This window comes from Microbulbifer elongatus, assembly GCF_021165935.1.
Classification (GTDB): domain Bacteria; phylum Pseudomonadota; class Gammaproteobacteria; order Pseudomonadales; family Cellvibrionaceae; genus Microbulbifer; species Microbulbifer elongatus.
On sequence record NZ_CP088953.1, the window covers coordinates 1,516,266 to 1,537,868 of the forward strand.

Consider the following 21,603-nt stretch of genomic DNA (forward strand, 5'->3'; position numbering starts at 1 on the left):
AGCATCTAAAGAGGAATCTAAAGTGCCACGCTCATTAAAGAAAGGTCCCTTTATTGATCTGCATCTGATCAAAAAGGTGGAGGCAGCGATCGAGAAAAATGATCGCCGGCCGATTAAAACCTGGTCCCGCCGTTCCATGGTTATGCCGGAAATGGTGGGTCTGACGATCGCTGTTCACAACGGTCGTCAACACGTACCGGTACTGGTCAACGAAGAAATGGTTGGTCACAAGCTGGGTGAATTCGCTGCTACCCGCACTTACCGTGGCCACGCCGCGGACAAGAAAGCGAAGAAGCGCTAAGCCGAGGTTATAGAGATGGAAGTACAAGCAAAATTACGCGGTGCTCGTCTGTCGGCACAGAAAGCGCGTCTGGTAGCTGATCAGATTCGCGGCAAAGGTGTCGAGGAAGCCCTGGACATCCTGGCTTTCAGCCACAAGAAAGGTGCTGCGATCGTCAAGAAGGTTCTGGAATCTGCAATCGCCAACGCTGAGCACAACGACGGTGCTGACGTTGACGAGCTGAAAGTTTCCACCATCTTCGTGGATGAGGGTATGACCATGAAGCGCATTAAGCCGCGTGCCAAGGGTCGTGCCGATCGTATTCTTAAGCGTACTTGTCACATTACTGTGAAAGTAGCCGAGAAATAAGAGAGCAGGCGAGAAAACCATGGGACAAAAAGTACATCCTACCGGCATTCGTCTGGGTATCGTTAAAAAGCATACCTCTGTTTGGCATGCCGGCAGCGACGAGTACGCAGACAAGCTGTACACGGATCTGAAAGTTCGCGAATTCATTCGCAAAAAACTGGCCCACGCTTCTGTGAGCCGCATCGAGATCGAACGTCCGGCGAACACCGCTCGTGTGACCATTCACACTGCGCGTCCGGGTATCGTGATCGGTAAAAAAGGTGAAGACGTAGAGCGTCTGCGCAACGAGGTGAGCAAGCAGATGGGTGTGCCCGTGCACATCGACATCGAAGAAGTGCGCAAGCCTGATCTGGACGCAACTCTGGTTGCCCAGAACGTTGCTCAGCAGCTGGAGCGTCGCGTTATGTTCCGTCGCGCTATGAAGCGTGCCGTACAGAACGCTATGCGTCAGGGCGCTGAAGGTATCAAGATTCAGGTGGGTGGTCGTCTTGGCGGTGCCGAGATTGCCCGTACCGAATGGTACCGTGAAGGCCGTGTGCCGCTGCACACTCTGCGTGCCAACATCGACTACGGCACTTATGAAGCCAGCACTACCTACGGCATCATCGGTGTGAAAGTTTGGATCTTCAAAGGCGAAGTCATCGGTGACGAAATCCCCGAAGAAAAGCCGGCGAAGACTCGCAAGAAAGCTGCTAAGTAAGGGGTGCGCAGATGCTACAACCGAAGCGTACAAAATTCCGCAAGGTACAGAAGGGTCGCAACCGCGGTCTTTCCCAGCGCGGCTCTAAAGTGAGCTTTGGCGAGTTCGGCCTCAAGGCCATCGGTCGTGGACGCATTACTGCGCGCCAGATCGAAGCGGCTCGTCGCGCAATGACTCGTCACGTTAAACGTGGCGGTAAGATCTGGATTCGTGTGTTTCCGGACAAGCCCATTTCCAGTAAGCCCCTCGAAGTTCGGATGGGTAAAGGTAAGGGTAACGTAGAATACTGGGTAGCTCAGATTCAACCGGGTAAAGTCCTCTATGAAATGGAAGGCGTATCCGAAGAACTGGCCCGCGAAGCTTTCGAGCTCGCTGCAGCCAAGCTGCCTGTAAAGACAACTTTCGTTAAGCGTTCGGTGATGTAATGAAGACTGCAGATCTACGCTCAAAGTCAGTTGAGGAGCTGAACCAGGAACTGTTGAGCCAGCTTGAAGCACAGTTCAAGCTGCGTATGCAGAAATCCACCGGTCAGCTGTCTCAGACTCATCTGCTGAAGCAGACTCGTCGCGACATTGCTCGCATTAAGACTGTGTTGACCGAGAAGGCAGGTAATTAATCATGGCTGAAGCAAAACTGAAGCGTACTCTGACCGGTAAGGTTGTGAGTGACAAGATGGATAAAACCATCACCGTTTTGATCGAGCGCCGTGTTAAGCACCCGATCTACGGCAAAATCGTGAGCAAGTCCACCAAGCTCAAGGCACACGACGAAAACAATGAATGCGGCATCGGTGATGTCGTGACCATTGAAGAATCCCGTCCGCTGTCCAAGAGTAAGTCCTGGTCCTTGCAGACTATTGTAGAGCGTGCGGCGAAGGTTTAATCCTGGCCCATTGACTGTGAAGACCTGAACAGGTTCTCGGAGAGGAACAATGATTCAAGCAGAATCCTACTTAGAAGTAGCCGATAACAGTGGGGCTCGCCGTGTCATGTGCATCAAGGTGCTGGGCGGCTCCCACCGTCGCTACGCTGGCGTTGGCGACATCATCAAGGTAACCGTTAAGGAAGCGATTCCTCGCGGTAAGGTTAAAAAAGGTCAGGTGATGAACGCGGTTGTGGTTCGCACCAAAAAAGGTGTGCGTCGCCAGGACGGCTCCCTGATCAAATTTGACGATAACGCAGCGGTACTGCTGAACCAGCAACATGCGCCGGTCGGCACCCGTATTTTTGGCCCGGTAACTCGCGAGCTGCGCGGTGAGAAGTTCATGAAGATCATCTCACTGGCTCCCGAAGTTATCTAAGCCACGAGCGGAGAAGAGTAATGCGCAAGATCAAGCGTGACGACGAAGTGATCGTTATCGCCGGTCGCGACAAGGGCAAGCGTGGCACCGTACGTAAGGTGTTGAACGATGGCCGCCTGATCGTATCCGGTGTTCAGATGATCAAAAAACACCAGAAGCCGAACCCCCAGCTGGGTGTTGCCGGTGGCATCGTTGAGAAAGAAGCCGCTATCCAGGCTTCCAACGTAGCCATCTTCAACCCGAACACGCAGAAAGCTGACCGGGTAGGCTTCAAAGTACTGGAAGATGGCACTAAGATCCGCGTCTTCAAATCCAGCGGCGAAGCCGTTGACGCATAAGTCAGGTGGAAAAAATGGCAAGGCTTAAAGAGCTCTACACCAAAGAACTCGCGTCCAAGCTGAAAGAAGAGCTGGGACTTGAGAACGTAATGTCCGTGCCGCGCATCACCAAAATCACCGTCAACATGGGTGTCGGTGAAGCCATTGGTGATAAGAAGGTACTGGAACACGCAGTCAGTGACATGACTGCGATTACTGGTCAAAAACCCATTGTGACCAAGGCGCGTAAGTCAATCGCGGGCTTTAAAATCCGTGATGGCTGGCCGATCGGCTGTAAGGTAACTCTGCGCGGTGAGCGCATGTATGAGTTCCTGGAGCGACTGATCGGTATCGCGATTCCACGTATCCGCGACTTTCGTGGCATCAGCCCGAAGCAGTTCGACGGTCGTGGTAACTTCTCAATGGGTGTAACCGAACAAATCATCTTCCCGGAAATTGACTACGACAAAGTAGACAAGATCCGCGGTCTGGATATTTGTATCACTACTACAGCAGCCAACGACGAACAAGGTCGCGCACTGCTGAAAGCATTCAACTTCCCTTTCAAGGGTTAAGAGGATTCCATGGCGAAGAAATCCATGATTGCGCGTGAGAACAAGCGCGCTCGAACCGCAGCTAAGTACGCTGAAAAGCGTCAAGAGCTGAAGGCGATCATCGCCAGTGCCGACGCTTCTGATGAGGAGCGTTGGGAGGCTCAACTCAAGCTGCAACAACTGCCGCGCGATGCAAGCCCGGTACGTCAGCAACGTCGCTGCCGTATCACTGGTCGCCCCCACGCTGTCTACCGTAAGTTCGGCCTGTGCCGTAATAAACTGCGTGAAGCAGCCATGCGTGGTGATGTCCCCGGTCTGGTTAAATCCAGCTGGTAATACGGCAGACTTGAGGAGTCTTAAGTAATGAGTATGCAAGATCCGTTGGCAGATATGCTGACCCGCGTCCGCAACGCCTTGGCGCGCGGCAAGGGCAGTGTTTCTATGCCTTCTTCAAAACTGAAAGTAGCCGTAGCCAACGTACTGAAAGACGAAGGTTACGTTACTGGCGTAGCGGTCAGCGAAGGTGCGAAACCTGAACTGACTATTGAACTGAAATACTTCCAGGGCAAGCCGGTAATTGCTGAGCTGGACCGGGTTTCCCGTCCAGGCCTGCGTAACTACGCAGGTAAAAAAGCATTGCCATCCGTTCGCGGCGGCCTGGGCATCGCTATCGTCTCCACCTCTCGTGGTGTGATGACTGATCGCGCAGCCCGTCAGGCTGGTGTCGGCGGCGAAGTGCTCTGCACCGTATTCTAAGCGGGGGTTAATATGTCTCGAGTAGCGAATAGTCCCGTAAGCATCCCCGCTGGCGTAACCATTGACCTGAAAGGTCAGGATATCGCCGTTAAAGGTGGTAATGGCAACCTGAACTTCAATGTTCACGCTGACGTGGAAGTGAAGCAGGAAGAAAACCAGCTGACCTTTGCTGCACGCAACGGTTCCAAGCAGGCCCGTGCCCTCGCCGGCACTACCCGCGCGCTGGTGAACAATATGGTGGTCGGCGTCAGTCAGGGTTTCGAAAAGAAGCTGCAGCTGAACGGTGTAGGTTACCGTGCGAAAGCATCTGGTAAGACCCTGAACCTGACTCTGGGTTTCTCTCACCCGGTAGATTACGACCTGCCGGAAGGTGTTAAAGCCGAAACCCCGAGCCAGACTGAAGTTGTACTGAAGAGCAGCGATAAGCAGCTGTTAGGTCAAGTGGCCGCAGAGATCCGCGCATTCCGTCCGCCGGAGCCCTACAAAGGTAAGGGTGTCCGCTACGCCGATGAGCGCGTGTATCGCAAAGAGGCCAAGAAGAAGTAAGGCATAGATATGAACGTTAAGAAGCAATCCCGCTTGCGTCGTGCACGTCGTGCCCGCGCCAAGTTCCGTGAGCTGGGCGCCGTTCGCCTGACAGTGAACCGCACTCCCCGCCACATTTACGCACAGATCCTGTCTGCCGATGGCGACAAGGTATTGGCCACTGCCTCTACTCTGGACAAGGACCTGCGTGAAAGCAAAACCGGTAACGTCGACGCTGCTACAGCTGTTGGCACCCTGATCGCTGAGCGCGCGAAAGCCGCTGGCGTTGAGACGGTAGCCTTCGATCGTAGCGGCTTCAAATACCACGGCCGTGTTAAGGCCCTGGCAGACGCTGCCCGTGAAGCCGGTCTGAAATTCTAAGGGTTGAGTTATGGCTAGAGAAAAAGTCGAGAAGAGCAACGACGAAGGCCTCCAGGAAAAGCTGGTCCAGGTCAATCGTGTTGCCAAAACCGTAAAAGGTGGTCGTATTTTCGCGTTCACCGCTCTGACCGTAGTTGGCGATGGCAATGGCCGCGTTGGCTTTGGTCGTGGTAAAGCGCGCGAAGTGCCGGTTGCCATCCAGAAGGCGATGGAAGCTGCGCGTCGCAACATGATCCAGGTAGATCTGAACGGGGACACTCTTCAGTACGCTACCAACGGTCGCCACGGCGGTTCCAAGGTATACATGCAGCCCGCTTCCCAGGGTACCGGTGTAATTGCCGGCGGTGCCATGCGCTCCGTACTGGAAATGGCTGGCGTCCACAACGTACTGGCAAAGTGCTACGGCTCTACCAACCCGGTAAACGTCGTCCGCGCAACTTTCAGTGCTCTGGGCAAAATGAGCAGCCCGGAAGACGTTGCCGCCAAGCGTGGCAAGTCTGTGGAAGAAATCCTGAACTGATTCGGTTCGGGTCGCAGCAGCAGTATCGCCGCGGCCCGCTCTGAACTTGCTTTGAGTGAATGAGTCATGGCTAAGAAGACCATCAAAGTAACCCAGGTCAAAAGCATCAACGGTCGTCTGAAAAATCATCAGGCGTGTGTTGCTGGTCTGGGTTTGCGCCGCATTGGTCACACTGTGGAAGTGGAAGACACTCCCTCTGTGCGCGGCATGATCAACAAAGTGAATTACCTCGTTAAAGTGGAGGAGGCGTAACATGCGTTTGAATGAACTGTCTCCCGCTGAGGGTCACAAGCACAGCGCCAAGCGCGTTGGTCGCGGTATCGGTAGCGGCCTGGGTAAAACCGGTGGCCGGGGCCACAAAGGTCAAAAATCCCGTTCCGGCGGCAGCGTTCGTCCGGGCTTCGAAGGCGGTCAGATGCCTTTGCAGAAGCGCCTGCCTAAGTACGGTTTCTCCTCTCGCGTTGGCCGCTTTGTTGCGGAAGTGCGTCTGGCGGAGCTGGCCAAGGTGGAAGGTGACACGATTGATTTGGCAGCGCTGAAGAATGCCGATATTATCGGCAGCCACATTAAGCGCGCCAAAGTGTTCCTGTCTGGTGAACTGACCAAAGCGGTTACCGTGAAAGGTCTGGGTGTCACCAAAGGTGCTAAAGCGGCCATCGAAGCTGCTGGCGGAAAAGTAGAAGACTAAATCGAGGCCCTCATGGCACGACCAGGACCTGGTGTTAACTCCCTGGGCAACGGCAAGGGATTAGGCGAGCTTTGGGCTCGCCTTCGTTTTCTGTTTCTCGCGATTCTTGTTTATCGCATAGGGACCCATATTCCGGTGCCCGGTATTGATCCGGAGAAACTGGCGAACCTGTTCAATCAGAACCAGGGAACCATCCTTGGCCTGTTCAACATGTTCTCCGGTGGCGCACTGGAGCGGATGAGTATTCTCGCGCTCGGCATCATGCCTTACATCTCCGCGTCCATCATCATGCAGTTGATGACCGCGGTAACGCCTTCTCTGGAAGCGTTGAAGAAAGAAGGTGATGCAGGCCGACGCAAGATCAACCAGTACACCCGTTATCTGACGGTGTTGCTGGCCCTGATCCAGGGTATCGGTATGACCTTCGGTCTTGCCGGTCAAAACCTGGCATACTCCGCGGAGCCAGCATTCGGATTTTACTTTGTGGCTGTTGTGTCGCTGGTAACCGGTGCAGTGTTCATGATGTGGCTGGGTGAGCAGATCACCGAGCGCGGCGTCGGCAACGGCATTTCCATGCTGATTTTTGCCGGTATCGTGGCCGGTCTGCCCAGCGCCATCGGTCAGGCTTTCGAGCAGGCGCGCCAGGGTGAATTGCACATCCTGATGCTGCTGGCTATCGGCTTTGTTGCACTGGCAGTGGTCTACTTCGTAGTCGTGATGGAGCGCGGTCAACGCCGTATCACCATCAACCACGCCCGCCGTCAGGCCGGCCGTTACTCTCAGGCGCCCGCGGCTCAATCCAGCCACCTGCCCCTGAAGGTCAACATGGCCGGTGTGATTCCGGTGATCTTCGCCAGCAGTATCCTGCTGTTCCCTGCGACACTGGCGCAGTGGTTCGGTCAGGGTGGTGAAGGTATCGGTGCACAGATTCTGCAGTGGATGGCACTGCAGCTGGGCCCGGGTCAGCCGCTGAACATCATTCTGTTCGCGCTGCTGATCGGCTTTTTCTGCTTCTTCTATACGGCGTTGATGTTCAACCCGAACGAAGTGGCAGATAACCTGAAAAAATCCGGTGCGTATGTGCCCGGTATTCGCCCCGGCGAACAGACCGCTCGTTACATTGACAGCGTGCTGACTCGTCTGACTCTGGTGGGTGCCTGTTACATCGCATTGGTATCCCTGCTGCCGCAGTTCCTGGTAGTCGGGCTGAACATTCCTTTCTATCTGGGAGGTACTTCACTGCTGATCGTTGTGGTCGTAGTGATGGACTTTATGGCGCAAGTGCAGTCGCACCTGCTGTCACACCAGTACGAAGGGTTGATGAAGAAGGCAAATCTGCAAGGTTACGGCCGTCGTTGATCGGCAGCCGTCGCAGCAGGATTGAATTGAGGTAAGGTCATGAAAGTACGCGCTTCTGTTAAAAAGATCTGCCGTAACTGCAAAATCGTACGTCGCAAAGGTGTTCTGCGGGTTATCTGCAGCGCCGAGCCCCGTCACAAGCAGCGGCAGGGCTGATCGACGCCCCGGTGTCGATTGGCATGACTTGCCAGGGAGGGTGAGTCAGGTGACCGAAACAAGGATCTGGCTGGTCACCAAATGATCGTGAAAAATTTGCCTCTTTGCACAGCCCCGTGTAAAAAGGCGCACCGCCTGGCAATACGCCAGCGGCGAAACTGAGAAGTCACTCCCTGAGTGGGCGGAAAGTTTCAAAAAGGGGGCGTTGACTGTCGTCCGTTTTACCCTGGGTTTAGGCCTTGGGAAAGGCGGGCTATTGCAATTTGGTGTATGAAAAGCTATTCTTGCGCGCCTTTTTGGTGGTGCTGGTGGCTTCTTATTCGCTGTCAGCGCCGAAATGAGAAATGAGCTGCGCCATTACCAAAGTTGCGCGGTTCACAATACGTGGAGTACGCCTCTATGGCACGTATTGCTGGTGTAAACGTACCAGACCACAAGCACGCCGTGATCTCCCTGACCCATATCTATGGTGTCGGTCGCACTACGGCCAAGTCTATTCTGGCAGCGGTAGGTATCGCTGAATCCACCAAACTTCGTGATCTGTCCGAAGACCAGATCGAAACCATCCGCGGTGAAGTTGCAAAACTGACCGTTGAAGGTGATCTGCGTCGTGAAGTATCCATGAACATCAAACGTCTGATGGACCTGGGTTGCTTCCGCGGTCTGCGTCACCGTCGCAGCCTGCCGCTTCGCGGTCAGCGCACCAAGACTAACGCCCGTACCCGTAAGGGTCCGCGTAAGCCGATCCGTAAGTAATCACTTACGTCGCGCAAGTCTTCACAAGTACAGGATTTAGGATACAGGTATGGCTAAGCCAAAAACTACTGTTCGCAAAAAGGTCAAAAAGACCGTTGTCGACGGTGTTGCCCACATCCACGCATCGTTCAACAACACGATCGTGACGATCACTGACCGTCAGGGCAATACTCTGAGCTGGGCTACCGCTGGTGGCTCCGGTTTCCGCGGTTCTCGTAAGAGCACCCCTTTCGCAGCCCAGGTTGCCGCTGAGCGCGCAGGTACTGCCGCGCAAGAGTACGGCCTGAAAAACCTTGATGTCGAAGTTAAGGGCCCCGGCCCTGGCCGTGAATCTGCCGTTCGCGCCCTGAACAACTGCGGCTACAAGATCACCAACATCACCGACGTGACGCCGATCCCGCATAACGGTTGTCGTCCGCCCAAGAAACGTCGCGTGTAAGAGGGGGTTGACGAAATGGCACGTTATATTGGACCAAAATGTAAACTTTCCCGCCGGGAAGGTACCGATCTTCAGCTGAAAAGTGGCGTTCGCCCGCACGACTCCAAGTGTCGTGCAGAAACCAAGCCGGGTGTTCACGGCGCTGGTCGCGGCCGTCTGTCCGACTACGGTGTTCAGCTGCGTGAGAAACAAAAAGTACGCCGCATCTACGGCGTGCTGGAAAAGCAGTTCCGTAACTACTATAAGGAAGCGGCGCGTCTGAAAGGTGCAACCGGTGAAAACCTGCTGCAACTTCTCGAAAAACGCCTGGACAACGTGGTTTACCGCATGGGCTTCGGCTCCACTCGCGCCGAAGCGCGTCAGCTGGTATCTCACAAAGCGATCCTGGTGAATGGCGCTACCGTTAACATCCCTTCTTACCAAGTGAAAGAAGGCGACGTTATCTCCATTCGCGAGAAGTCCAAAAAGCAGATGCGTATCCAGAACTCCGTTTCCCTCGCTGCACAGCGCGGTGACGTTGAGTGGGTAGACGTGAACGCGAGCAAGCTCGAAGGTACCTTCAAGCGTGTTCCGGATCGCGTGGATCTGCCGGCAGAGATCAATGAAAACCTTATCGTGGAACTCTACTCCAAGTAAGGCTCTGTTCCATTTAAGGAATAAAACTGTAATACAGGTATGGCTATGCAGACTGCTGTCAACGAGTTTTTGACACCTCGTCGTATTGACGTCACCGAGTACAACCAGAACCACGCCAAAGTCGTTCTGGAACCGCTGGAGCGTGGTTTCGGCCACACTCTCGGCAACGCACTGCGCCGCATCCTGCTGTCCTCCATGCCAGGCTGCGCCGTCACTGAAGTTGAGATCGACGGTGTTGAGCACGAGTACAGCGCAATCGAAGGTGTGCAGGAAGACGTTATCGAAATCCTGCTCAACCTGAAGGAAATTGCGGTGGTGATGCACGGCAAGGACCAGGCAGTGTTGAGCCTGAGCAAGAAAGGCCCAGGTGCGGTTACCGCTGGCGATATTCAGGTGGATCACGACATCGAGATCGTGAACCCTGAGCATGTGATCGCCAATATCACTGGCGATGTGGAACTCAATCTGCGCCTGACCGTCGCGCGCGGCCGTGGCTATCAGCCCGCCGACGCCCGTCGTGAAGACGAAGAAGAGACCCGCGCTATTGGCCGTCTGCAACTGGACGCCTCTTTCGGCCCGGTTCGTCGTGTTGCCTACAGCGTGGAATCCGCGCGTGTAGAACAGCGCACCGACCTGGACAAGCTGGTTCTGGACCTGGAGACCAACGGTACTCTGGATCCGGAAGAAGCGATCCGTCGCGCCGCCACCATCCTGCAGCAACAGCTGGCAGTGTTTGTGGACCTGGAAGGCGAGAAGGACGCTGCACCAGAAACCAAGGAAGAGGAAGTTGATCCGGTGCTGCTGCGCCCGGTTGACGACCTGGAGCTGACCGTACGTTCGGCCAACTGTCTGAAAGCAGAAAACATCTACTACATCGGCGACCTGATTCAGCGTACCGAAGTAGAGCTGCTGAAGACCCCGAACCTGGGCAAGAAGTCCCTGACCGAGATCAAGGACGTTCTGGCCTCCCGCGGTCTGTCCCTGGGCATGCGTCTTGAGAACTGGCCGCCGGCCAGCCTCAAGGGCGACAGCAAGCTGAGCCCCCTGTAAAGCGTTTGTGGTGCGGGTGTTTCACCCGCACCATGTGAGAAACCCGAGTGGTGTATGCCGTTAGCAGATACCACTCACAGACGACTTGCTGAGAAAGCAATTGAAGTCGTGAGGAATTGAGTTATGCGTCATCGCTATAGTGGCCGTAAATTCAGTCGTACCAGCTCTCACCGCAAGGCCATGTTCAAGAACATGACCGCTTCCCTGGTAGAGCACGAACTGATTAAAACCACACTGCCGAAAGCCAAAGAACTGCGTCGCGTTGCCGAGCCGCTGATCACCCTGGCCAAGAAAGACAGTGTTGCCAACCGCCGTCTGGCTTTTGCCCGTATCCGCGACAAGGATGCTGTGCGCAAGCTGTTCGACGAGCTGGGTCCCCGTTACGAAGCCCGTCCGGGCGGATACATCCGCATTCTGAAATGCGGTTTCCGTGCTGGCGATAAGGCTCCGATGGCCTACGTGGAGCTGGTGGATCGTCCGGTTGCGGATGAGACTGCAGAAGCTGCAGAAGCCTAAGACACGCCGTTTTAGGTTTTCCGGCCCAACTAGGGTTCCGGGCATGGAAAAGCCGGTCATTGACCGGCTTTTCTTTTATTCCCGTCATGAAGATGTTGAAAAGAGATTAACCTGCAATGTTTCAGTCTCTGGACGATTTACTAAAGGCGCTCAACCCTCAGATTGTGGGCAGTCTCAAGCGCGCCATCGAACTGGGCAAGTGGCCAAATGGCGTTGCATTGACGGCGGAGCAGAAGTCACTCTGTGGTGAAGCGGTAGCCCACTGGGAGCAGCGACACGCGGCACCCACCGAACGGGTTGGCTATGTGCCTCCCAAAGCGACCCCCTGTGCGGATAAGCCCGACAGTGAGGAAGCGGTTACCTGGGTGAATTCCTAGGCTCTCTCCATTTGCGCGCAACGGCGCGCCGTCGCTGTACCCGCTTATAGCAGGTCGGGTAATTTCATTAGCAAGTGGGCTTTCTCCCGCTGGATCTTTCGGGCTCCCTCTGCATCGATTCTTTCAAGGTTCAGTACGGTTCCGGCGGTCAGTTGACCAAGGCGGTGTACGTCGGCACTGATCACATGGGCGATACGCGGGTAGCCGCCAATCGTCTGACCCTCTACAAAGCTGATAATGGGCAATCCATTCGGCGGTACCTGAACAGTGCCCGGACACACAGCGGATGAGACCTGTTGCGGCAAGTTTTCCCCGGGTAGTGGCGGTCCATCCAGTCGGATACCCATGCGGTTGCTTTGCGGGGAGACGGTAAAGCCTCCCGCATAAAGCTGCTGCTGCGCGCGGCTTAAAAAATGGTGTGCTTCCTGGCCGGCCACGGCGCGCAGCAGCGGTCGGTTCCCGTAATCCAGGCGGTATGCCCCCGGTAACCTGCGTATTTTTTCGATGCGGCAGTTGCGCAGGGGAAGCTGATCGCCGGCTTCCAGTGCGCGTCCCGCAACCCCACCAAACCTCGCAATCACATGTGTGGACAGACTCCCCATACAAGGCTCGATGGCAAACTCGGCGGCAAGTGCGATATACGCGCGGGCCCCGGATTGCAGTGTGCCGAAGCGAAGTCGGTCGCCGGCCTGCACTCGGATCACCGTATCGTTTTCGACGCTGGCGCCATTGAGTGTCAGTTCGAAGTGGGCACCGGTTATCGCGATGGACATATCCGTGGTGAACGCGATTTCCGGCCCTGTCAGTGTTACTTCAAGGCAGGGGTGGGATGCCGGGTTGCCGAGCAGCAGGTTTGCCAGGACCATGGCGACGGTATCCGCCGCGCCACCTCGAGCGAGCCCCCAGCGCAGTTTGCCGGGGCGGCCGCCATCCTGAATCGTGGTCTGCAATCCGGGTTTCAGAATATGCAGGCTCATGGGGTGCCCTCACCGGGGGACGCCAGCGCGGTTTTTTCCGGTGCGGCAAGCGGGTCGGTTTTGGCAAACTGGTGTGCACTAATGGGCACAAACTGAATACGATCCAGTGGTCGGGCAATAAATGGCGACAGCGTCTGCGGGCGGAACAGGGCCAGTGGTGTGCGTCCCAGTAGCTGCCAACCTCCGGGGGTAGCCTGGGGATAGATTCCAGTCTGACTGCCGCCGATACCGACGGATCCCGCGGGTACTTTAAATGCTGGCCGCGCTTTGCGTGGACATTGCAGTGCGGTATCCAGCCCACCCAGGTAGAGGAATCCGGGCGTAAACCCGAGCATATGCACCAGGTATTGGGGGCGACTGTGGCGGGCGATGATTTCCCCGGGACTCAGTCCGGAGTGTGCGCTCAGGGTCTGCATATCGGGGGCAAATTTACCCTCGTAGCATACGGGAATGCGTATCAGGTAGCGGGTACCGGAACGTGTCGCCCTGTTTGCCAGCGCGCTTTCGGTCAGCGATACCAGTAGGTCCTGCAGTCTTGCGGCTTCGGTCAAGCGCAGGGGATCGAAACACACGGTGAGGCACTGGTAGGCCGGGACCAGTTCGGTGACGGTATCCGGGGAGGCCGTTTCGATCGCCTCGGCGAGGGCAATGATGGTTTCACTCAGCGGTGCACTGGGCGCTGCGGAAAAGCGGATATCGAAGGCCGCGTCACCATTTGGTAGTACCTCAAAGCTCCCTGCTAACGACATCGCCTGTACCCCGCGCGCTGCAGAGCCTGCTGGAGTTTTCGTGCAATCGATTCCGCTTGAGGGTTATCTCCATGCAGGCAGATACTGTCGACGGAAAATTGCAGCGGTTTATTGTCGATCGAGAGGAAAGGCGTGCCAGCGGTGAGCGCCAGTACCTGGGTGAGGCAATGGTCAAAATCTTCGATCACGGCGCCGGGCATGCTGCGTGGTGACAGCTGATGGTCGTTCAGGTAGCGGCGATCCATAAATCCTTCCCGTAACACAAGGTAACCGTGCCTGCGCGCTGCCCGTTCCACGGCTGCATTGGCCAGTGCGAGTATGCACAGTGTGGGGAAAGCCTGGGCGAACATCTGCACAAGGTCTTCGGCAAGTGCATCATCGGCCTCGGCGTCGTTATACAGGGCGCCGTGCAGTTTGATATGGGTAAGAGTAACCCGTTCCTCTTGTGCCAGACTTTGCAGCGCCTGTATCTGCTCCCGAACTGAAGCCAGTAATGCCTGCCGTGGCATGGTAAGGGAAATACGGCCGAAATTTTTACGGTCCGGATAGCCCGGGTGTGCGCCGGCGGCGATCTGGTGTGTCCGCGCATTGATCAGCGAAAGCCGCATGGTTTCGGCGTTGCCGGCGTGACCACCACAGGCAATATTGCAGCGGGAGATATACGCCATGATGCGCGCGTCTCGCGCGCAGTGCTGTAGTTCTTCTCCCTCTCCCAGGTCGCAATTGATATCAATGGCTTTCACGGATCGCGTTCCTTGCCCTTTTGGCGGTGCCTCGGGGCCTACTTTTTCAGCATGGGTTTCAGGAAGCGTCCGGTATGCGAACCTTTCACCCTGGCCACCTGTTCCGGGGTGCCGGTGGCAATAATCTCTCCGCCGCCGGAGCCTCCTTCCGGGCCCAGGTCCACAATCCAGTCCGCGGTCTTGATCACATCCAGATTGTGCTCGATCACTACAATGGTGTTGCCGTGATCGCGCAGCCGGTGCAGCACGTCCAGCAGTAACTGAATATCGGCAAAGTGCAGGCCGGTGGTGGGTTCGTCGAGAATGTACAGGGTCTTGCCCGTATCCCGTTTGGACAGCTCGCGGGACAGCTTCACCCGCTGTGCCTCACCGCCGGACAGGGTGGTCGCCGCCTGGCCCAGTTTGATGTAGGACAGACCCACGTCCATCAGGGTCTGCAGTTTTTTGGCGATGGATGGTACCGGGTCAAAAAATTCCCGCGCGTCTTCCACGGTCATTTCCAGCACTTCGTGAATGCTTTTACCTTTGTACTGTACCTCCAGGGTTTCCCGGTTATAGCGTTTGCCCTTACAGGTATCGCAGGGTACGTAGATATCCGGTAGAAAGTGCATCTCGACCTTAATTACACCATCGCCCTGACAGGCCTCACAGCGGCCGCCCTTGACGTTGAAGCTGAAGCGACCGGGCTTGTAGCCGCGGGAGCGGGCCTCCTGGGTGCCTGCGAACAGCTCGCGAATGGGGGTAAAAATGCCCGTATAGGTGGCCGGGTTTGAGCGCGGGGTGCGGCCGATGGGGCTCTGGTCGATATCCACACATTTGTCGAAATGATCCAGCCCTTCAATCGCCTTGTGGGGCGATGCTTTCAGCGTGGTGGCCTTGTTCAGAGCGGTGGCGGCCAGTGGATACAGGGTGGTATTGATGAGGGTGGATTTACCCGAGCCGGACACGCCGGTGACACAGGTAAACAGGCCGACCGGAATTTCCAGGTCCACGTTTTTCAGGTTGTTGCCGGTGGCACCCTCGATGCGCAGCACATCGTCGCCGGCGGGATGGCGCTGTTTCGGCACCACAATCTGTCTGCTGCCAGAGAGGTATTGGCCGGTCAGTGAGCGTTCACTGGCAGCGATCTCGTCGTGGGTACCGGCGGCGACCACTTCGCCGCCATGCACGCCGGCACCGGGGCCGATATCCACAATGTAGTCCGCCGCGCGAATCGCATCTTCGTCATGTTCTACCACGATCACCGTATTACCGATGTCCCGCAGGTGGGTGAGGGTATTCAGCAGGCGCTCGTTGTCGCGCTGGTGGAGGCCGATGGAGGGCTCGTCGAGAATGTACATCACGCCCACAAGGCCGGCACCGATCTGGCTGGCCAAGCGGATGCGCTGGGCCTCGCCGCCGGACAGGGTCTCGGCACTGCGGTTCAGGGTCAGGTAATTCAGGCCCACGTCTACCAGGAAGCGGAAGCGATCCCGAAGCTCCTTGAGAATCTTGTCAGCGATCTCTTTCTGCGCGCCTTTGAATTTGAGCTGATTGGCGAAGTAGTCAAACGCATCCCCCACTGGCAGGTCGGTGATCTGTGCCAGGGTACGGTTATCCACAAATACATGGCGGGCTTCCCGGCGCAGGCGGGTGCCGTGGCACTCCGGGCACTGCTGGGTGCTCAGGTATTTGGCCAGTTCTTCGCGCACGGATTGGGACTCGGTGTCCCGGTAGCGACGCTGGAAATTGGGGATGATGCCCTCAAAGGTGTGGCGGCGCACGGTGATATCGCCGCGGTCGTTCACGTAGCTGAAGTCAATCGGGGTGTCGCCGCTGCCGTGCAGAATTACCGTGCGGTATTTTTTGGCGAGTTTTTTCCACGGCTTGTCCAGGTCAAAACCGTAGTGCTCGGAGAGGGAATCGAGCATGTGGTAGTAATAAATATTGCGCCTGTCCCAGCCGCGGATGGCGCCTTCGGAAATGCTGCTCTCCGGGTCCAGGATCACCTTGTCTTCGTCGAAGAACTGGTTGACGCCGAGGCCGTCGCAGCTGGGGCAGGCGCCGGCCGGATTGTTGAACGAGAAGAGGCGGGGTTCCAGTTCGTCCAGTGAGTAATCACATACCGGGCAGGCGTGGCGGGCGGAGAACAGGTGGTCGTCGCGGTCGCCATCCATAAAGCTGATGGCGGCGATGCCATCGGTCAGGTTCAGGGCCGTCTCGAAGGATTCCGCCAGGCGCAGCTGCAGATCGTCGCGCACCTTGAAGCGGTCCACCACCACTTCGATGGTGTGCTTCTTGCGCTTGTCCAGCTTGGGGGTATCGTCCAGGTCGCACACGGTGCCGTTGATCCGGGCGCGCACGAAGCCATCCCGGCGCAACTGCTCGAACACGTGCAGGTGCTCGCCCTTGCGGTCCCGCACCACCGGCGCCAACAGCATGATCTTGGTGCCCTCCGGCAGCGCCAGCACATGGTCCACCATCTGGCTGACGGTCTGTGCCTGCAGGGGCACGTGATGGTCCGGGCAGCGGGGCTCGCCCACCCGGGCAAACAGCAGGCGCAGGTAGTCATAGATTTCGGTGATGGTGCCCACAGTGGAGCGGGGGTTGTGAGAGGTGGACTTCTGTTCGATGGAGATGGCCGGAGAAAGCCCCTCCACAGTGTCCACATCCGGTTTTTCCATCATCGACAGGAACTGGCGGGCATAGGTGGAAAGCGATTCCACATAACGCCGCTGGCCCTCTGCGTAGAGGGTGTCGAACGCGAGTGAGGACTTACCGGAGCCGGACAGACCGGTAATCACAATAAGTTTGTCGCGGGGAATATCCAGGTCGATATTCTTCAGGTTGTGGGTGCGGGCACCCCTGACGTAAATCGTGTCCACTCGGGTTCCTGTTTCCGTATCTGGTGTGACTCGCGCGTCGGCCGTTGCGGGACCCGGCGAGGGCAAACGGTCAAGTATAATCCGACCGGTGGATGTGCCAAAATCCTTAGCCATCCCGATATGAATAACCTAGCGCAGAAATCATGATTCCCGTTATTTTGTGTGGTGGCACCGGCTCCCGCCTGTGGCCCCTTTCCCGCGAAGCCTATCCCAAGCAGTTTCTCTCCCTGGTGGGCAGTGAAACCATGTTGCAGGCCACTGCTCTGCGCCTGGAGGGGCTGGCGGAGGTGCAGGCGCCGATACTGGTGTGCAACGAGTCCCACCGGTTTGCTGCGGCCGAGCAGCTACAGGCAGTGGGCCGTGCGGCTCAGTCGATTCTGCTGGAGCCCTGCGCGCGCAATACAGCCCCAGCCATTGCACTGGCGGCCCTGGCGGCGGTGGAAAACGGCGAAGACCCACTGCTGTTGGTGCTGCCGGCGGATCACGTGGTTGGCGACCGGTCTGCTTTTCAGGCCGCGGTGACCTCTGCGACCCCGCTCGCCGAGGCCGGGCGCCTGGTGACCTTTGGCATTGTGCCCACCTGCGCCGAGACTGGGTATGGCTACATCCGCAGCGGCGCTCCTCTGGATGGTGGTTGGGAAGTGGCGGAGTTTGTGGAAAAACCGGATCTCGCCACCGCTGAGAAGTACGTCGCCAGTGGCGAATTCAACTGGAACAGCGGCATGTTCCTGTTCCGTGCTGCCCGCTATCTTGAGGAGCTGGCGCAGCACCAGCCGGAGATGCTGGAGCGCTGTCGCGCCGCTTTTGCCGGTGCCTCCCGGGACCTCGACTTCACCCGTGTGGACGCGGACGTTTTTGCGCGCTGCCCCGCGGACTCTGTGGACTATGCGGTGATGGAGAAAACCGAGGCCGCCGCAGTGGTACCGATGGATGCCGGCTGGAGCGATGTGGGCTCATGGTCGGCACTTTGGGAGCTGGCGCAAAAGGACGAATACGGAAACCTGTTGCAGGGCGATGTGCTGACCGAAGATGCCAGCGGCTGTCTGGTACACGGCGGCGACCGGCTGATCGGTGTGCTCGGCGTCCGGGATCTGGTGGTGGTGGATACCGACGATGCATTGATGGTCGCGGACAAGAGCCGGGTACAGGACGTCAAAAAACTGGTTGCGCAGCTTAAACACAGCGAGCGCAGGGAAGCAGAGAATCACCGCAAGGTCTTCCGCCCCTGGGGGTATTACGACTCGATTGACGCCGGGCCCCGCTTCCAGGTCAAGCGCATTGTGGTCAAGCCTGGCTGTCAGCTGTCCCTGCAGATGCACCACCACCGCGCCGAGCATTGGATTGTGGTTCGTGGTACCGCCAGGGTCACGCGCGGTGAGGACCAGCTGCTGCTGACCGAGAATGAGTCCACGTTTATTCCACTGGGGGTGGTACACCGCCTGGAAAACCCGGGCGCCATTCCCCTGGAGCTGATCGAAGTGCAGTCCGGCAGCTACCTCGGTGAGGACGACATTGTCCGCTTTGAGGATCAATACGGGCGCGACTGAGTAGCCAGCCCCTCCTATAGTTTTGAACTATCTCGCGGTTTGGTCGCGGGGGATCATTCCTCGCGGCCAGCGCTGGTACAATGCGCGCCGATATTCCCTGTGTCCGGATTTTTTGAATGAATTCCACCGAACGCCGCGCGCTCGCCGGTCTCGCTTCCCTCTACGTTTTTCGCATGCTGGGCCTGTTTATGGTACTTCCGGTGTTGTCCCTGTATGGCAGTGACTACAGCGGCAGCACGCCCGCCCTATTGGGGCTGGCACTGGGTGCTTACGGCTTGAGTCAGGCGATTCTGCAGATTCCGCTGGGCGTGTTGAGCGATCGCTGGGGGCGCAAACCGGTGATCTATATCGGGCTGGCGGTGTTCGCACTGGGTAGTGTGGTGGCCGCCATCACCGACTCTGTGTACGGCTTGATCGCCGGTCGTATCCTGCAGGGGGCGGGTGCCATTGCCGCGGCTACCATGGCGCTGGCCGCGGACCTGACCCGCGACGAAAACCGGGGCAAGGCGATGGCGGCCATCGGCGCCTCTATCGGGGTGGCGTTTGTTCTCGCCGTTGTGCTGGGGCCACTGGTGGCCGGACTGGGTGGGCTGTCCGCAATTTTCTGGCTGACCGCGCTGCTGGCGCTGGTTGGCATGTTGCTGGTGTGGCGCCTGGTGCCGAACCCGGCAGTCTCAACGCGGCGCGGTCCCCGGGCCGGTGATTTCTCGAAGTTGCTGGCCGGAGGTATGGTCTGGCGTCTGGTGAGTGGGGTCTTCTTTCTGCATCTGCTGCTTACGGCGCTGTTTGTGCCACTTCCGTTGGTGCTGCTAGAGCAGTTGCAGCTGCCCAGCACCGGTCACTGGAAACTCTATGCGCCACTGATGCTGGGTGCCTTTGTCGTCATGCTGCCGCTGATGCGCGTGGCGGAAAAACGCCAGCAGGTGCCGGCGGCCATGCGGCTGGCGTTGCTGGGGCTGATTTTTGGTGCGCTCGCGTTGATGCCGTCGATCACGGGGGGCTGGATTATTGTCTGCCTGGGGCTGTTCTTCCTTGCGTTCAACCTGTTGGAGGCACTGCTGCCCGCACAGCTTACCCGGGTTGTCCCCGCGGAGTGTCGCGGTGCCGCCACCGGGCTGTACGCCACCGCACAGTTTCTCGGGGCTTTTGCCGGTGGCAGTGTCTCGGGCCTTCTTTTTGGCCAGGGTGGTGCGGGGGCCGTGGCCACCTTCCTGCTCGGGGTGCTGCTGGTCTGGTCGGTGAGCTGGTGGCAGCTGCGCGGCACGCGCGTACCGGTTGTGAGCAGCTGAGCCGGCGGTGCTCCCACTGGATCTTCCATTGAGTCCGATAGGTCGGCCCTTGCGGCGGTGACGGCGCCCCGCCGAGTGTTGTATCCTGCTGGATATAAATACACTGTTGGCTGCGCTCGCTCCATGCCCGGAAGGTGGTTTCGGGAAGAGCTCCAGAGAGCGGGTTCCGCAAGAGAGCCCCAGAGCGCTGGTATTCCGTCAGAATTTTTCATTTTATCTTGAACATAAGAGCTCTCGTGATTTCGGGGGCGTCAGAGAGGAGAGGCACATGGCTTCCAGAGGCGTGAACAAAGTAATCCTGGTGGGTAACCTGGGTGGTGATCCGGAGACCCGCTACATGCCCAGCGGTGGTGCCGTAACCAATATCACCGTGGCCACTTCCGAGACCTGGAAAGACAAGCAGACCGGCCAGCAGCAGGAGCGGACTGAATGGCACCGGGTGGTGTTCTTCAACCGCCTGGCGGAAATCGCCGGTGAATACCTGCGCAAAGGCAGCAAGGTCTATCTGGAAGGTTCTCTGCGCACCCGCAAGTGGCAGGATAAAAACACCGGGCAGGATCGCTACACTACCGAGATCGTTGCCGCTGAAATGCAGATGCTCGACAGCCGTGGTGAGGGTGGCTACCAGCAGAATCAGGGGGGCGGCTTCCAACAGCAGAATCAGGGAGGCTACGCCCAGGATCAGGGTGGCTACCAGGACGACTACTCCCAGGGCCGTTCCGCTCCATCGCCCATGGCACCCTCTCAGCAGGGTGGGCCGCAGGGCGGTCAGCCACAGAACAAACCGGCCAGCCAGCCGCCGGCGGGTGGTTTTGACAACAGCTTCGACGACGACATCCCCTTCTAAGCCGGGTCTGAACTGCGATGCATCACACCGGCTATACCCCGGATACCGCGGTCGTCATCGGGGCTGGCAATGCGCTGGATAGTGCGCTGCAGAAAGGTCTACAGAAAGTGGGCTTTCGAGTGCAGCTACTGGGGGCGGAATCGTTTGTCACCAGCGGCCTCGCCGCTGGCTCCAGACCGATTGTGGTCAATGCCGCGAGCTGTGCCGGTGGTCCCCGGATGGCGGGCGCCAAGGCCGTGTGTGAGGCGCTACTGAATCAGCCTTGCCACGCGCTGTTGCATCTTTCTTCCTACGGGGTTTTCGGCCGGGTGCGCGGTAAAAAAATCGATGAAGAGGCGGAGCCGGGGCCCCTGTCAGAGCGGGGCAAAGACTGGCTTGCCTGTGAACAGATCCTGTCCGGGGTGGATAACGCCAGTATCCTGCGCCTGGGCTGGCAGGTGGATCGCAGCGAAGATGCGCTGCTCGGGCGGGTATTGCGCACCCTGCTGGATGGGCGCACGGTGTCTCTCGATGACGTCAGTCTCGGCAATCCGGTGACTGTATCGGATCTGGTGCGGGTTTCCGTGGCGGTTGTCCAGCAGCTGGCCAGCGGCGCTCCCAAGGCCGGGCTCTATCACTATGGCTCTGCCGATACCTGTACCGCCATGGACTTCGGCCGTGAAGTCGTGGATCGGGTGCGTTCCCTTTATGGTGAAGACTTTGCCGCGGAGCTGGAAGCGCTGGACACAGCGGACGAAGACCGCTCGTCGGTACTGTCCTGTGAGCGGCTGCGGGACGTTTTCGGTATTCAGCAGCGCAGCTGGCGCCAGGGGCTGACCCGCCAGGTGGAGTTGTGGCTGGAGCGACTGCAGAAGGATGTGAAGGGGTAGGCTCGGGTCTGTTAGGGCGGCTGGTCACACGGACAACGA

General features: G+C 57.8%; 32 protein-coding genes. 28 read left to right on the forward strand and 4 right to left on the reverse strand.

Features of this window, described 5'->3' with window-relative positions:
• Positions 1 to 22: 22 nt before the first annotated feature.
• The 24 genes from rpsS (at position 23) to LRR79_RS06225 (ending at position 11,679) form a co-directional block, all read left to right on the forward strand.
• Entirely contained in the window at positions 23 to 301 is a 279-nt protein-coding gene (gene rpsS, locus LRR79_RS06110) for a 30S ribosomal protein S19 (protein WP_010133844.1), read from the forward strand.
• Between the two features lie 15 nt (positions 302 to 316).
• Positions 317 to 649, forward strand: a complete 333-nt coding sequence (rplV, locus tag LRR79_RS06115; protein ID WP_078084422.1) for a 50S ribosomal protein L22 — start codon at positions 317 to 319, stop codon at positions 647 to 649.
• A 19-nt stretch (positions 650 to 668) separates the two neighbouring features.
• Entirely contained in the window at positions 669 to 1,349 is a 681-nt protein-coding gene (gene rpsC, locus LRR79_RS06120; RefSeq protein ID WP_231759509.1) for a 30S ribosomal protein S3, read from the forward strand.
• Positions 1,350 to 1,360: 11 nt separating this feature from the next.
• On the forward strand, positions 1,361 to 1,774 hold the full coding sequence (gene rplP / locus LRR79_RS06125; protein WP_066967193.1) for a 50S ribosomal protein L16: 414 nt from the start codon (positions 1,361 to 1,363) through the stop codon (positions 1,772 to 1,774).
• On the forward strand, positions 1,774 to 1,965 hold the full coding sequence (gene rpmC / locus LRR79_RS06130) for a 50S ribosomal protein L29 (RefSeq protein WP_231759510.1): 192 nt from the start codon (positions 1,774 to 1,776) through the stop codon (positions 1,963 to 1,965). Before rplP ends, rpmC begins: the two co-directional genes overlap by 1 nt.
• Before the next feature lie 2 nt (positions 1,966 to 1,967).
• Positions 1,968 to 2,231 carry a 30S ribosomal protein S17 gene (gene rpsQ / locus LRR79_RS06135; protein WP_010133838.1) on the forward strand — a complete coding sequence of 88 codons (264 nt, stop codon included), beginning with the start codon at positions 1,968 to 1,970 and terminating at the stop codon, positions 2,229 to 2,231.
• A 49-nt stretch (positions 2,232 to 2,280) separates the two neighbouring features.
• Entirely contained in the window at positions 2,281 to 2,649 is a 369-nt protein-coding gene (gene rplN, locus LRR79_RS06140; protein WP_231759511.1) for a 50S ribosomal protein L14, read from the forward strand.
• A gap of 20 nt (positions 2,650 to 2,669) precedes the next feature.
• Positions 2,670 to 2,987 carry a 50S ribosomal protein L24 gene (gene rplX, locus LRR79_RS06145; protein WP_066967187.1) on the forward strand — a complete coding sequence of 106 codons (318 nt, stop codon included), beginning with the start codon at positions 2,670 to 2,672 and terminating at the stop codon, positions 2,985 to 2,987.
• Positions 2,988 to 3,001: 14 nt separating this feature from the next.
• Complete coding sequence (gene rplE, locus LRR79_RS06150) at positions 3,002 to 3,541, forward strand: 50S ribosomal protein L5 (protein ID WP_043320808.1); 540 nt, start codon at positions 3,002 to 3,004, stop codon at positions 3,539 to 3,541.
• Between the two features lie 9 nt (positions 3,542 to 3,550).
• Entirely contained in the window at positions 3,551 to 3,856 is a 306-nt protein-coding gene (rpsN, locus tag LRR79_RS06155) for a 30S ribosomal protein S14 (protein ID WP_231759512.1), read from the forward strand.
• Between the two features lie 27 nt (positions 3,857 to 3,883).
• Positions 3,884 to 4,276, forward strand: a complete 393-nt coding sequence (gene rpsH, locus LRR79_RS06160) for a 30S ribosomal protein S8 (RefSeq protein ID WP_043320812.1) — start codon at positions 3,884 to 3,886, stop codon at positions 4,274 to 4,276.
• A gap of 12 nt (positions 4,277 to 4,288) precedes the next feature.
• Complete coding sequence (rplF, locus tag LRR79_RS06165) at positions 4,289 to 4,822, forward strand: 50S ribosomal protein L6 (protein WP_231759513.1); 534 nt, start codon at positions 4,289 to 4,291, stop codon at positions 4,820 to 4,822.
• A 9-nt stretch (positions 4,823 to 4,831) separates the two neighbouring features.
• A complete protein-coding gene (gene rplR, locus LRR79_RS06170) occupies positions 4,832 to 5,182 on the forward strand; it encodes a 50S ribosomal protein L18 (protein WP_043320815.1) in 351 nt (116 codons plus the stop codon).
• 10 nt (positions 5,183 to 5,192) lie between these two features.
• Positions 5,193 to 5,702 (forward strand): 30S ribosomal protein S5, encoded by a 510-nt coding sequence (gene rpsE, locus LRR79_RS06175; RefSeq protein WP_231759514.1) that lies wholly within the window; start codon positions 5,193 to 5,195, stop codon positions 5,700 to 5,702.
• Positions 5,703 to 5,768: 66 nt separating this feature from the next.
• Complete coding sequence (gene rpmD, locus LRR79_RS06180) at positions 5,769 to 5,954, forward strand: 50S ribosomal protein L30 (protein ID WP_010133829.1); 186 nt, start codon at positions 5,769 to 5,771, stop codon at positions 5,952 to 5,954.
• Position 5,955: 1 nt separating this feature from the next.
• Positions 5,956 to 6,390, forward strand: coding sequence for a 50S ribosomal protein L15 (gene rplO, locus LRR79_RS06185; protein ID WP_231759515.1), 435 nt, complete (start codon positions 5,956 to 5,958; stop codon positions 6,388 to 6,390).
• A gap of 12 nt (positions 6,391 to 6,402) precedes the next feature.
• Positions 6,403 to 7,749, forward strand: a complete 1,347-nt coding sequence (gene secY, locus LRR79_RS06190; RefSeq protein WP_043320818.1) for a preprotein translocase subunit SecY — start codon at positions 6,403 to 6,405, stop codon at positions 7,747 to 7,749.
• A gap of 39 nt (positions 7,750 to 7,788) precedes the next feature.
• On the forward strand, positions 7,789 to 7,905 hold the full coding sequence (gene rpmJ, locus LRR79_RS06195; protein ID WP_010133825.1) for a 50S ribosomal protein L36: 117 nt from the start codon (positions 7,789 to 7,791) through the stop codon (positions 7,903 to 7,905).
• Between the two features lie 399 nt (positions 7,906 to 8,304).
• Positions 8,305 to 8,661: a 30S ribosomal protein S13 gene (gene rpsM / locus LRR79_RS06200; RefSeq protein WP_010133823.1), complete on the forward strand. Its 357-nt coding sequence runs from the start codon at positions 8,305 to 8,307 to the stop codon at positions 8,659 to 8,661.
• 49 nt (positions 8,662 to 8,710) lie between these two features.
• Positions 8,711 to 9,100 carry a 30S ribosomal protein S11 gene (gene rpsK, locus LRR79_RS06205; protein WP_043320820.1) on the forward strand — a complete coding sequence of 130 codons (390 nt, stop codon included), beginning with the start codon at positions 8,711 to 8,713 and terminating at the stop codon, positions 9,098 to 9,100.
• A 15-nt stretch (positions 9,101 to 9,115) separates the two neighbouring features.
• Entirely contained in the window at positions 9,116 to 9,736 is a 621-nt protein-coding gene (gene rpsD, locus LRR79_RS06210) for a 30S ribosomal protein S4 (RefSeq protein ID WP_231759516.1), read from the forward strand.
• Positions 9,737 to 9,781: 45 nt separating this feature from the next.
• Positions 9,782 to 10,786, forward strand: coding sequence for a DNA-directed RNA polymerase subunit alpha (locus LRR79_RS06215; protein WP_231759517.1), 1,005 nt, complete (start codon positions 9,782 to 9,784; stop codon positions 10,784 to 10,786).
• A gap of 123 nt (positions 10,787 to 10,909) precedes the next feature.
• The gene (gene rplQ / locus LRR79_RS06220; RefSeq protein WP_010133817.1) at positions 10,910 to 11,302 is read left to right on the forward strand and encodes a 50S ribosomal protein L17; all 393 of its coding nucleotides are present in this window, start codon (positions 10,910 to 10,912) and stop codon (positions 11,300 to 11,302) included.
• A 116-nt stretch (positions 11,303 to 11,418) separates the two neighbouring features.
• Entirely contained in the window at positions 11,419 to 11,679 is a 261-nt protein-coding gene (locus LRR79_RS06225) for a YeaC family protein (protein ID WP_231759518.1), read from the forward strand.
• 44 nt (positions 11,680 to 11,723) lie between these two features.
• Here LRR79_RS06225 and LRR79_RS06230 read toward each other — a convergent pair whose 3' ends face one another.
• The 4 genes from LRR79_RS06230 to uvrA are packed head-to-tail and all read right to left on the reverse strand — an operon-like array spanning position 11,724 to position 17,012.
• Entirely contained in the window at positions 11,724 to 12,656 is a 933-nt protein-coding gene (locus LRR79_RS06230) for a 5-oxoprolinase subunit C family protein (protein ID WP_231759519.1), read from the reverse strand.
• On the reverse strand, positions 12,653 to 13,405 hold the full coding sequence (gene pxpB / locus LRR79_RS06235; protein WP_231759520.1) for a 5-oxoprolinase subunit PxpB: 753 nt from the start codon (positions 13,403 to 13,405) through the stop codon (positions 12,653 to 12,655). The genes LRR79_RS06230 and pxpB overlap by 4 nt, the downstream gene beginning before the upstream one ends.
• Entirely contained in the window at positions 13,396 to 14,148 is a 753-nt protein-coding gene (pxpA, locus tag LRR79_RS06240) for a 5-oxoprolinase subunit PxpA (protein WP_231759521.1), read from the reverse strand. The genes pxpB and pxpA overlap by 10 nt, the downstream gene beginning before the upstream one ends.
• A 38-nt stretch (positions 14,149 to 14,186) precedes the next feature.
• Positions 14,187 to 17,012 carry an excinuclease ABC subunit UvrA gene (uvrA, locus tag LRR79_RS06245; RefSeq protein WP_231759522.1) on the reverse strand — a complete coding sequence of 942 codons (2,826 nt, stop codon included), beginning with the start codon at positions 17,010 to 17,012 and terminating at the stop codon, positions 14,187 to 14,189.
• 143 nt (positions 17,013 to 17,155) lie between these two features.
• Here uvrA and LRR79_RS06250 point away from each other — a divergent pair, with 143 nt between their 5' ends.
• From LRR79_RS06250 to LRR79_RS06265, 4 genes are all read left to right on the forward strand, one after another.
• Complete coding sequence (locus LRR79_RS06250; protein WP_231759523.1) at positions 17,156 to 18,559, forward strand: mannose-1-phosphate guanylyltransferase/mannose-6-phosphate isomerase; 1,404 nt, start codon at positions 17,156 to 17,158, stop codon at positions 18,557 to 18,559.
• Between the two features lie 116 nt (positions 18,560 to 18,675).
• Positions 18,676 to 19,848 (forward strand): MFS transporter, encoded by a 1,173-nt coding sequence (locus LRR79_RS06255; RefSeq protein WP_231759524.1) that lies wholly within the window; start codon positions 18,676 to 18,678, stop codon positions 19,846 to 19,848.
• Positions 19,849 to 20,116: 268 nt separating this feature from the next.
• On the forward strand, positions 20,117 to 20,695 hold the full coding sequence (gene ssb / locus LRR79_RS06260) for a single-stranded DNA-binding protein (protein WP_231759525.1): 579 nt from the start codon (positions 20,117 to 20,119) through the stop codon (positions 20,693 to 20,695).
• 17 nt (positions 20,696 to 20,712) lie between these two features.
• Entirely contained in the window at positions 20,713 to 21,564 is an 852-nt protein-coding gene (locus tag LRR79_RS06265) for a sugar nucleotide-binding protein (protein WP_231759526.1), read from the forward strand.
• The last annotated feature ends 39 nt before the right edge of the window (positions 21,565 to 21,603 follow it).

Coding starts and splice junctions, on each gene's coding strand:
- rplV (WP_078084422.1), top strand. CDS start 317: ATGGAAGTACAAGCAAAATTACGCGGTGCTCGTCTGTCGGCACAGAAA.
- rpsC (WP_231759509.1), top strand. CDS start 669: ATGGGACAAAAAGTACATCCTACCGGCATTCGTCTGGGTATCGTTAAA.
- rplP (WP_066967193.1), top strand. CDS start 1,361: ATGCTACAACCGAAGCGTACAAAATTCCGCAAGGTACAGAAGGGTCGC.
- rpmC (WP_231759510.1), top strand. CDS start 1,774: ATGAAGACTGCAGATCTACGCTCAAAGTCAGTTGAGGAGCTGAACCAG.
- rpsQ (WP_010133838.1), top strand. CDS start 1,968: ATGGCTGAAGCAAAACTGAAGCGTACTCTGACCGGTAAGGTTGTGAGT.
- rplN (WP_231759511.1), top strand. CDS start 2,281: ATGATTCAAGCAGAATCCTACTTAGAAGTAGCCGATAACAGTGGGGCT.
- rplX (WP_066967187.1), top strand. CDS start 2,670: ATGCGCAAGATCAAGCGTGACGACGAAGTGATCGTTATCGCCGGTCGC.
- rplE (WP_043320808.1), top strand. CDS start 3,002: ATGGCAAGGCTTAAAGAGCTCTACACCAAAGAACTCGCGTCCAAGCTG.
- rpsN (WP_231759512.1), top strand. CDS start 3,551: ATGGCGAAGAAATCCATGATTGCGCGTGAGAACAAGCGCGCTCGAACC.
- rpsH (WP_043320812.1), top strand. CDS start 3,884: ATGAGTATGCAAGATCCGTTGGCAGATATGCTGACCCGCGTCCGCAAC.
- rplF (WP_231759513.1), top strand. CDS start 4,289: ATGTCTCGAGTAGCGAATAGTCCCGTAAGCATCCCCGCTGGCGTAACC.
- rplR (WP_043320815.1), top strand. CDS start 4,832: ATGAACGTTAAGAAGCAATCCCGCTTGCGTCGTGCACGTCGTGCCCGC.
- rpsE (WP_231759514.1), top strand. CDS start 5,193: ATGGCTAGAGAAAAAGTCGAGAAGAGCAACGACGAAGGCCTCCAGGAA.
- rpmD (WP_010133829.1), top strand. CDS start 5,769: ATGGCTAAGAAGACCATCAAAGTAACCCAGGTCAAAAGCATCAACGGT.
- rplO (WP_231759515.1), top strand. CDS start 5,956: ATGCGTTTGAATGAACTGTCTCCCGCTGAGGGTCACAAGCACAGCGCC.
- secY (WP_043320818.1), top strand. CDS start 6,403: ATGGCACGACCAGGACCTGGTGTTAACTCCCTGGGCAACGGCAAGGGA.
- rpmJ (WP_010133825.1), top strand. CDS start 7,789: ATGAAAGTACGCGCTTCTGTTAAAAAGATCTGCCGTAACTGCAAAATC.
- rpsM (WP_010133823.1), top strand. CDS start 8,305: ATGGCACGTATTGCTGGTGTAAACGTACCAGACCACAAGCACGCCGTG.
- rpsK (WP_043320820.1), top strand. CDS start 8,711: ATGGCTAAGCCAAAAACTACTGTTCGCAAAAAGGTCAAAAAGACCGTT.
- rpsD (WP_231759516.1), top strand. CDS start 9,116: ATGGCACGTTATATTGGACCAAAATGTAAACTTTCCCGCCGGGAAGGT.
- LRR79_RS06215 (WP_231759517.1), top strand. CDS start 9,782: ATGCAGACTGCTGTCAACGAGTTTTTGACACCTCGTCGTATTGACGTC.
- rplQ (WP_010133817.1), top strand. CDS start 10,910: ATGCGTCATCGCTATAGTGGCCGTAAATTCAGTCGTACCAGCTCTCAC.
- LRR79_RS06225 (WP_231759518.1), top strand. CDS start 11,419: ATGTTTCAGTCTCTGGACGATTTACTAAAGGCGCTCAACCCTCAGATT.
- LRR79_RS06230 (WP_231759519.1), bottom strand. CDS start 12,656: ATGAGCCTGCATATTCTGAAACCCGGATTGCAGACCACGATTCAGGAT.
- pxpB (WP_231759520.1), bottom strand. CDS start 13,405: ATGTCGTTAGCAGGGAGCTTTGAGGTACTACCAAATGGTGACGCGGCC.
- LRR79_RS06250 (WP_231759523.1), top strand. CDS start 17,156: ATGATTCCCGTTATTTTGTGTGGTGGCACCGGCTCCCGCCTGTGGCCC.
- LRR79_RS06255 (WP_231759524.1), top strand. CDS start 18,676: ATGAATTCCACCGAACGCCGCGCGCTCGCCGGTCTCGCTTCCCTCTAC.
- ssb (WP_231759525.1), top strand. CDS start 20,117: ATGGCTTCCAGAGGCGTGAACAAAGTAATCCTGGTGGGTAACCTGGGT.
- LRR79_RS06265 (WP_231759526.1), top strand. CDS start 20,713: ATGCATCACACCGGCTATACCCCGGATACCGCGGTCGTCATCGGGGCT.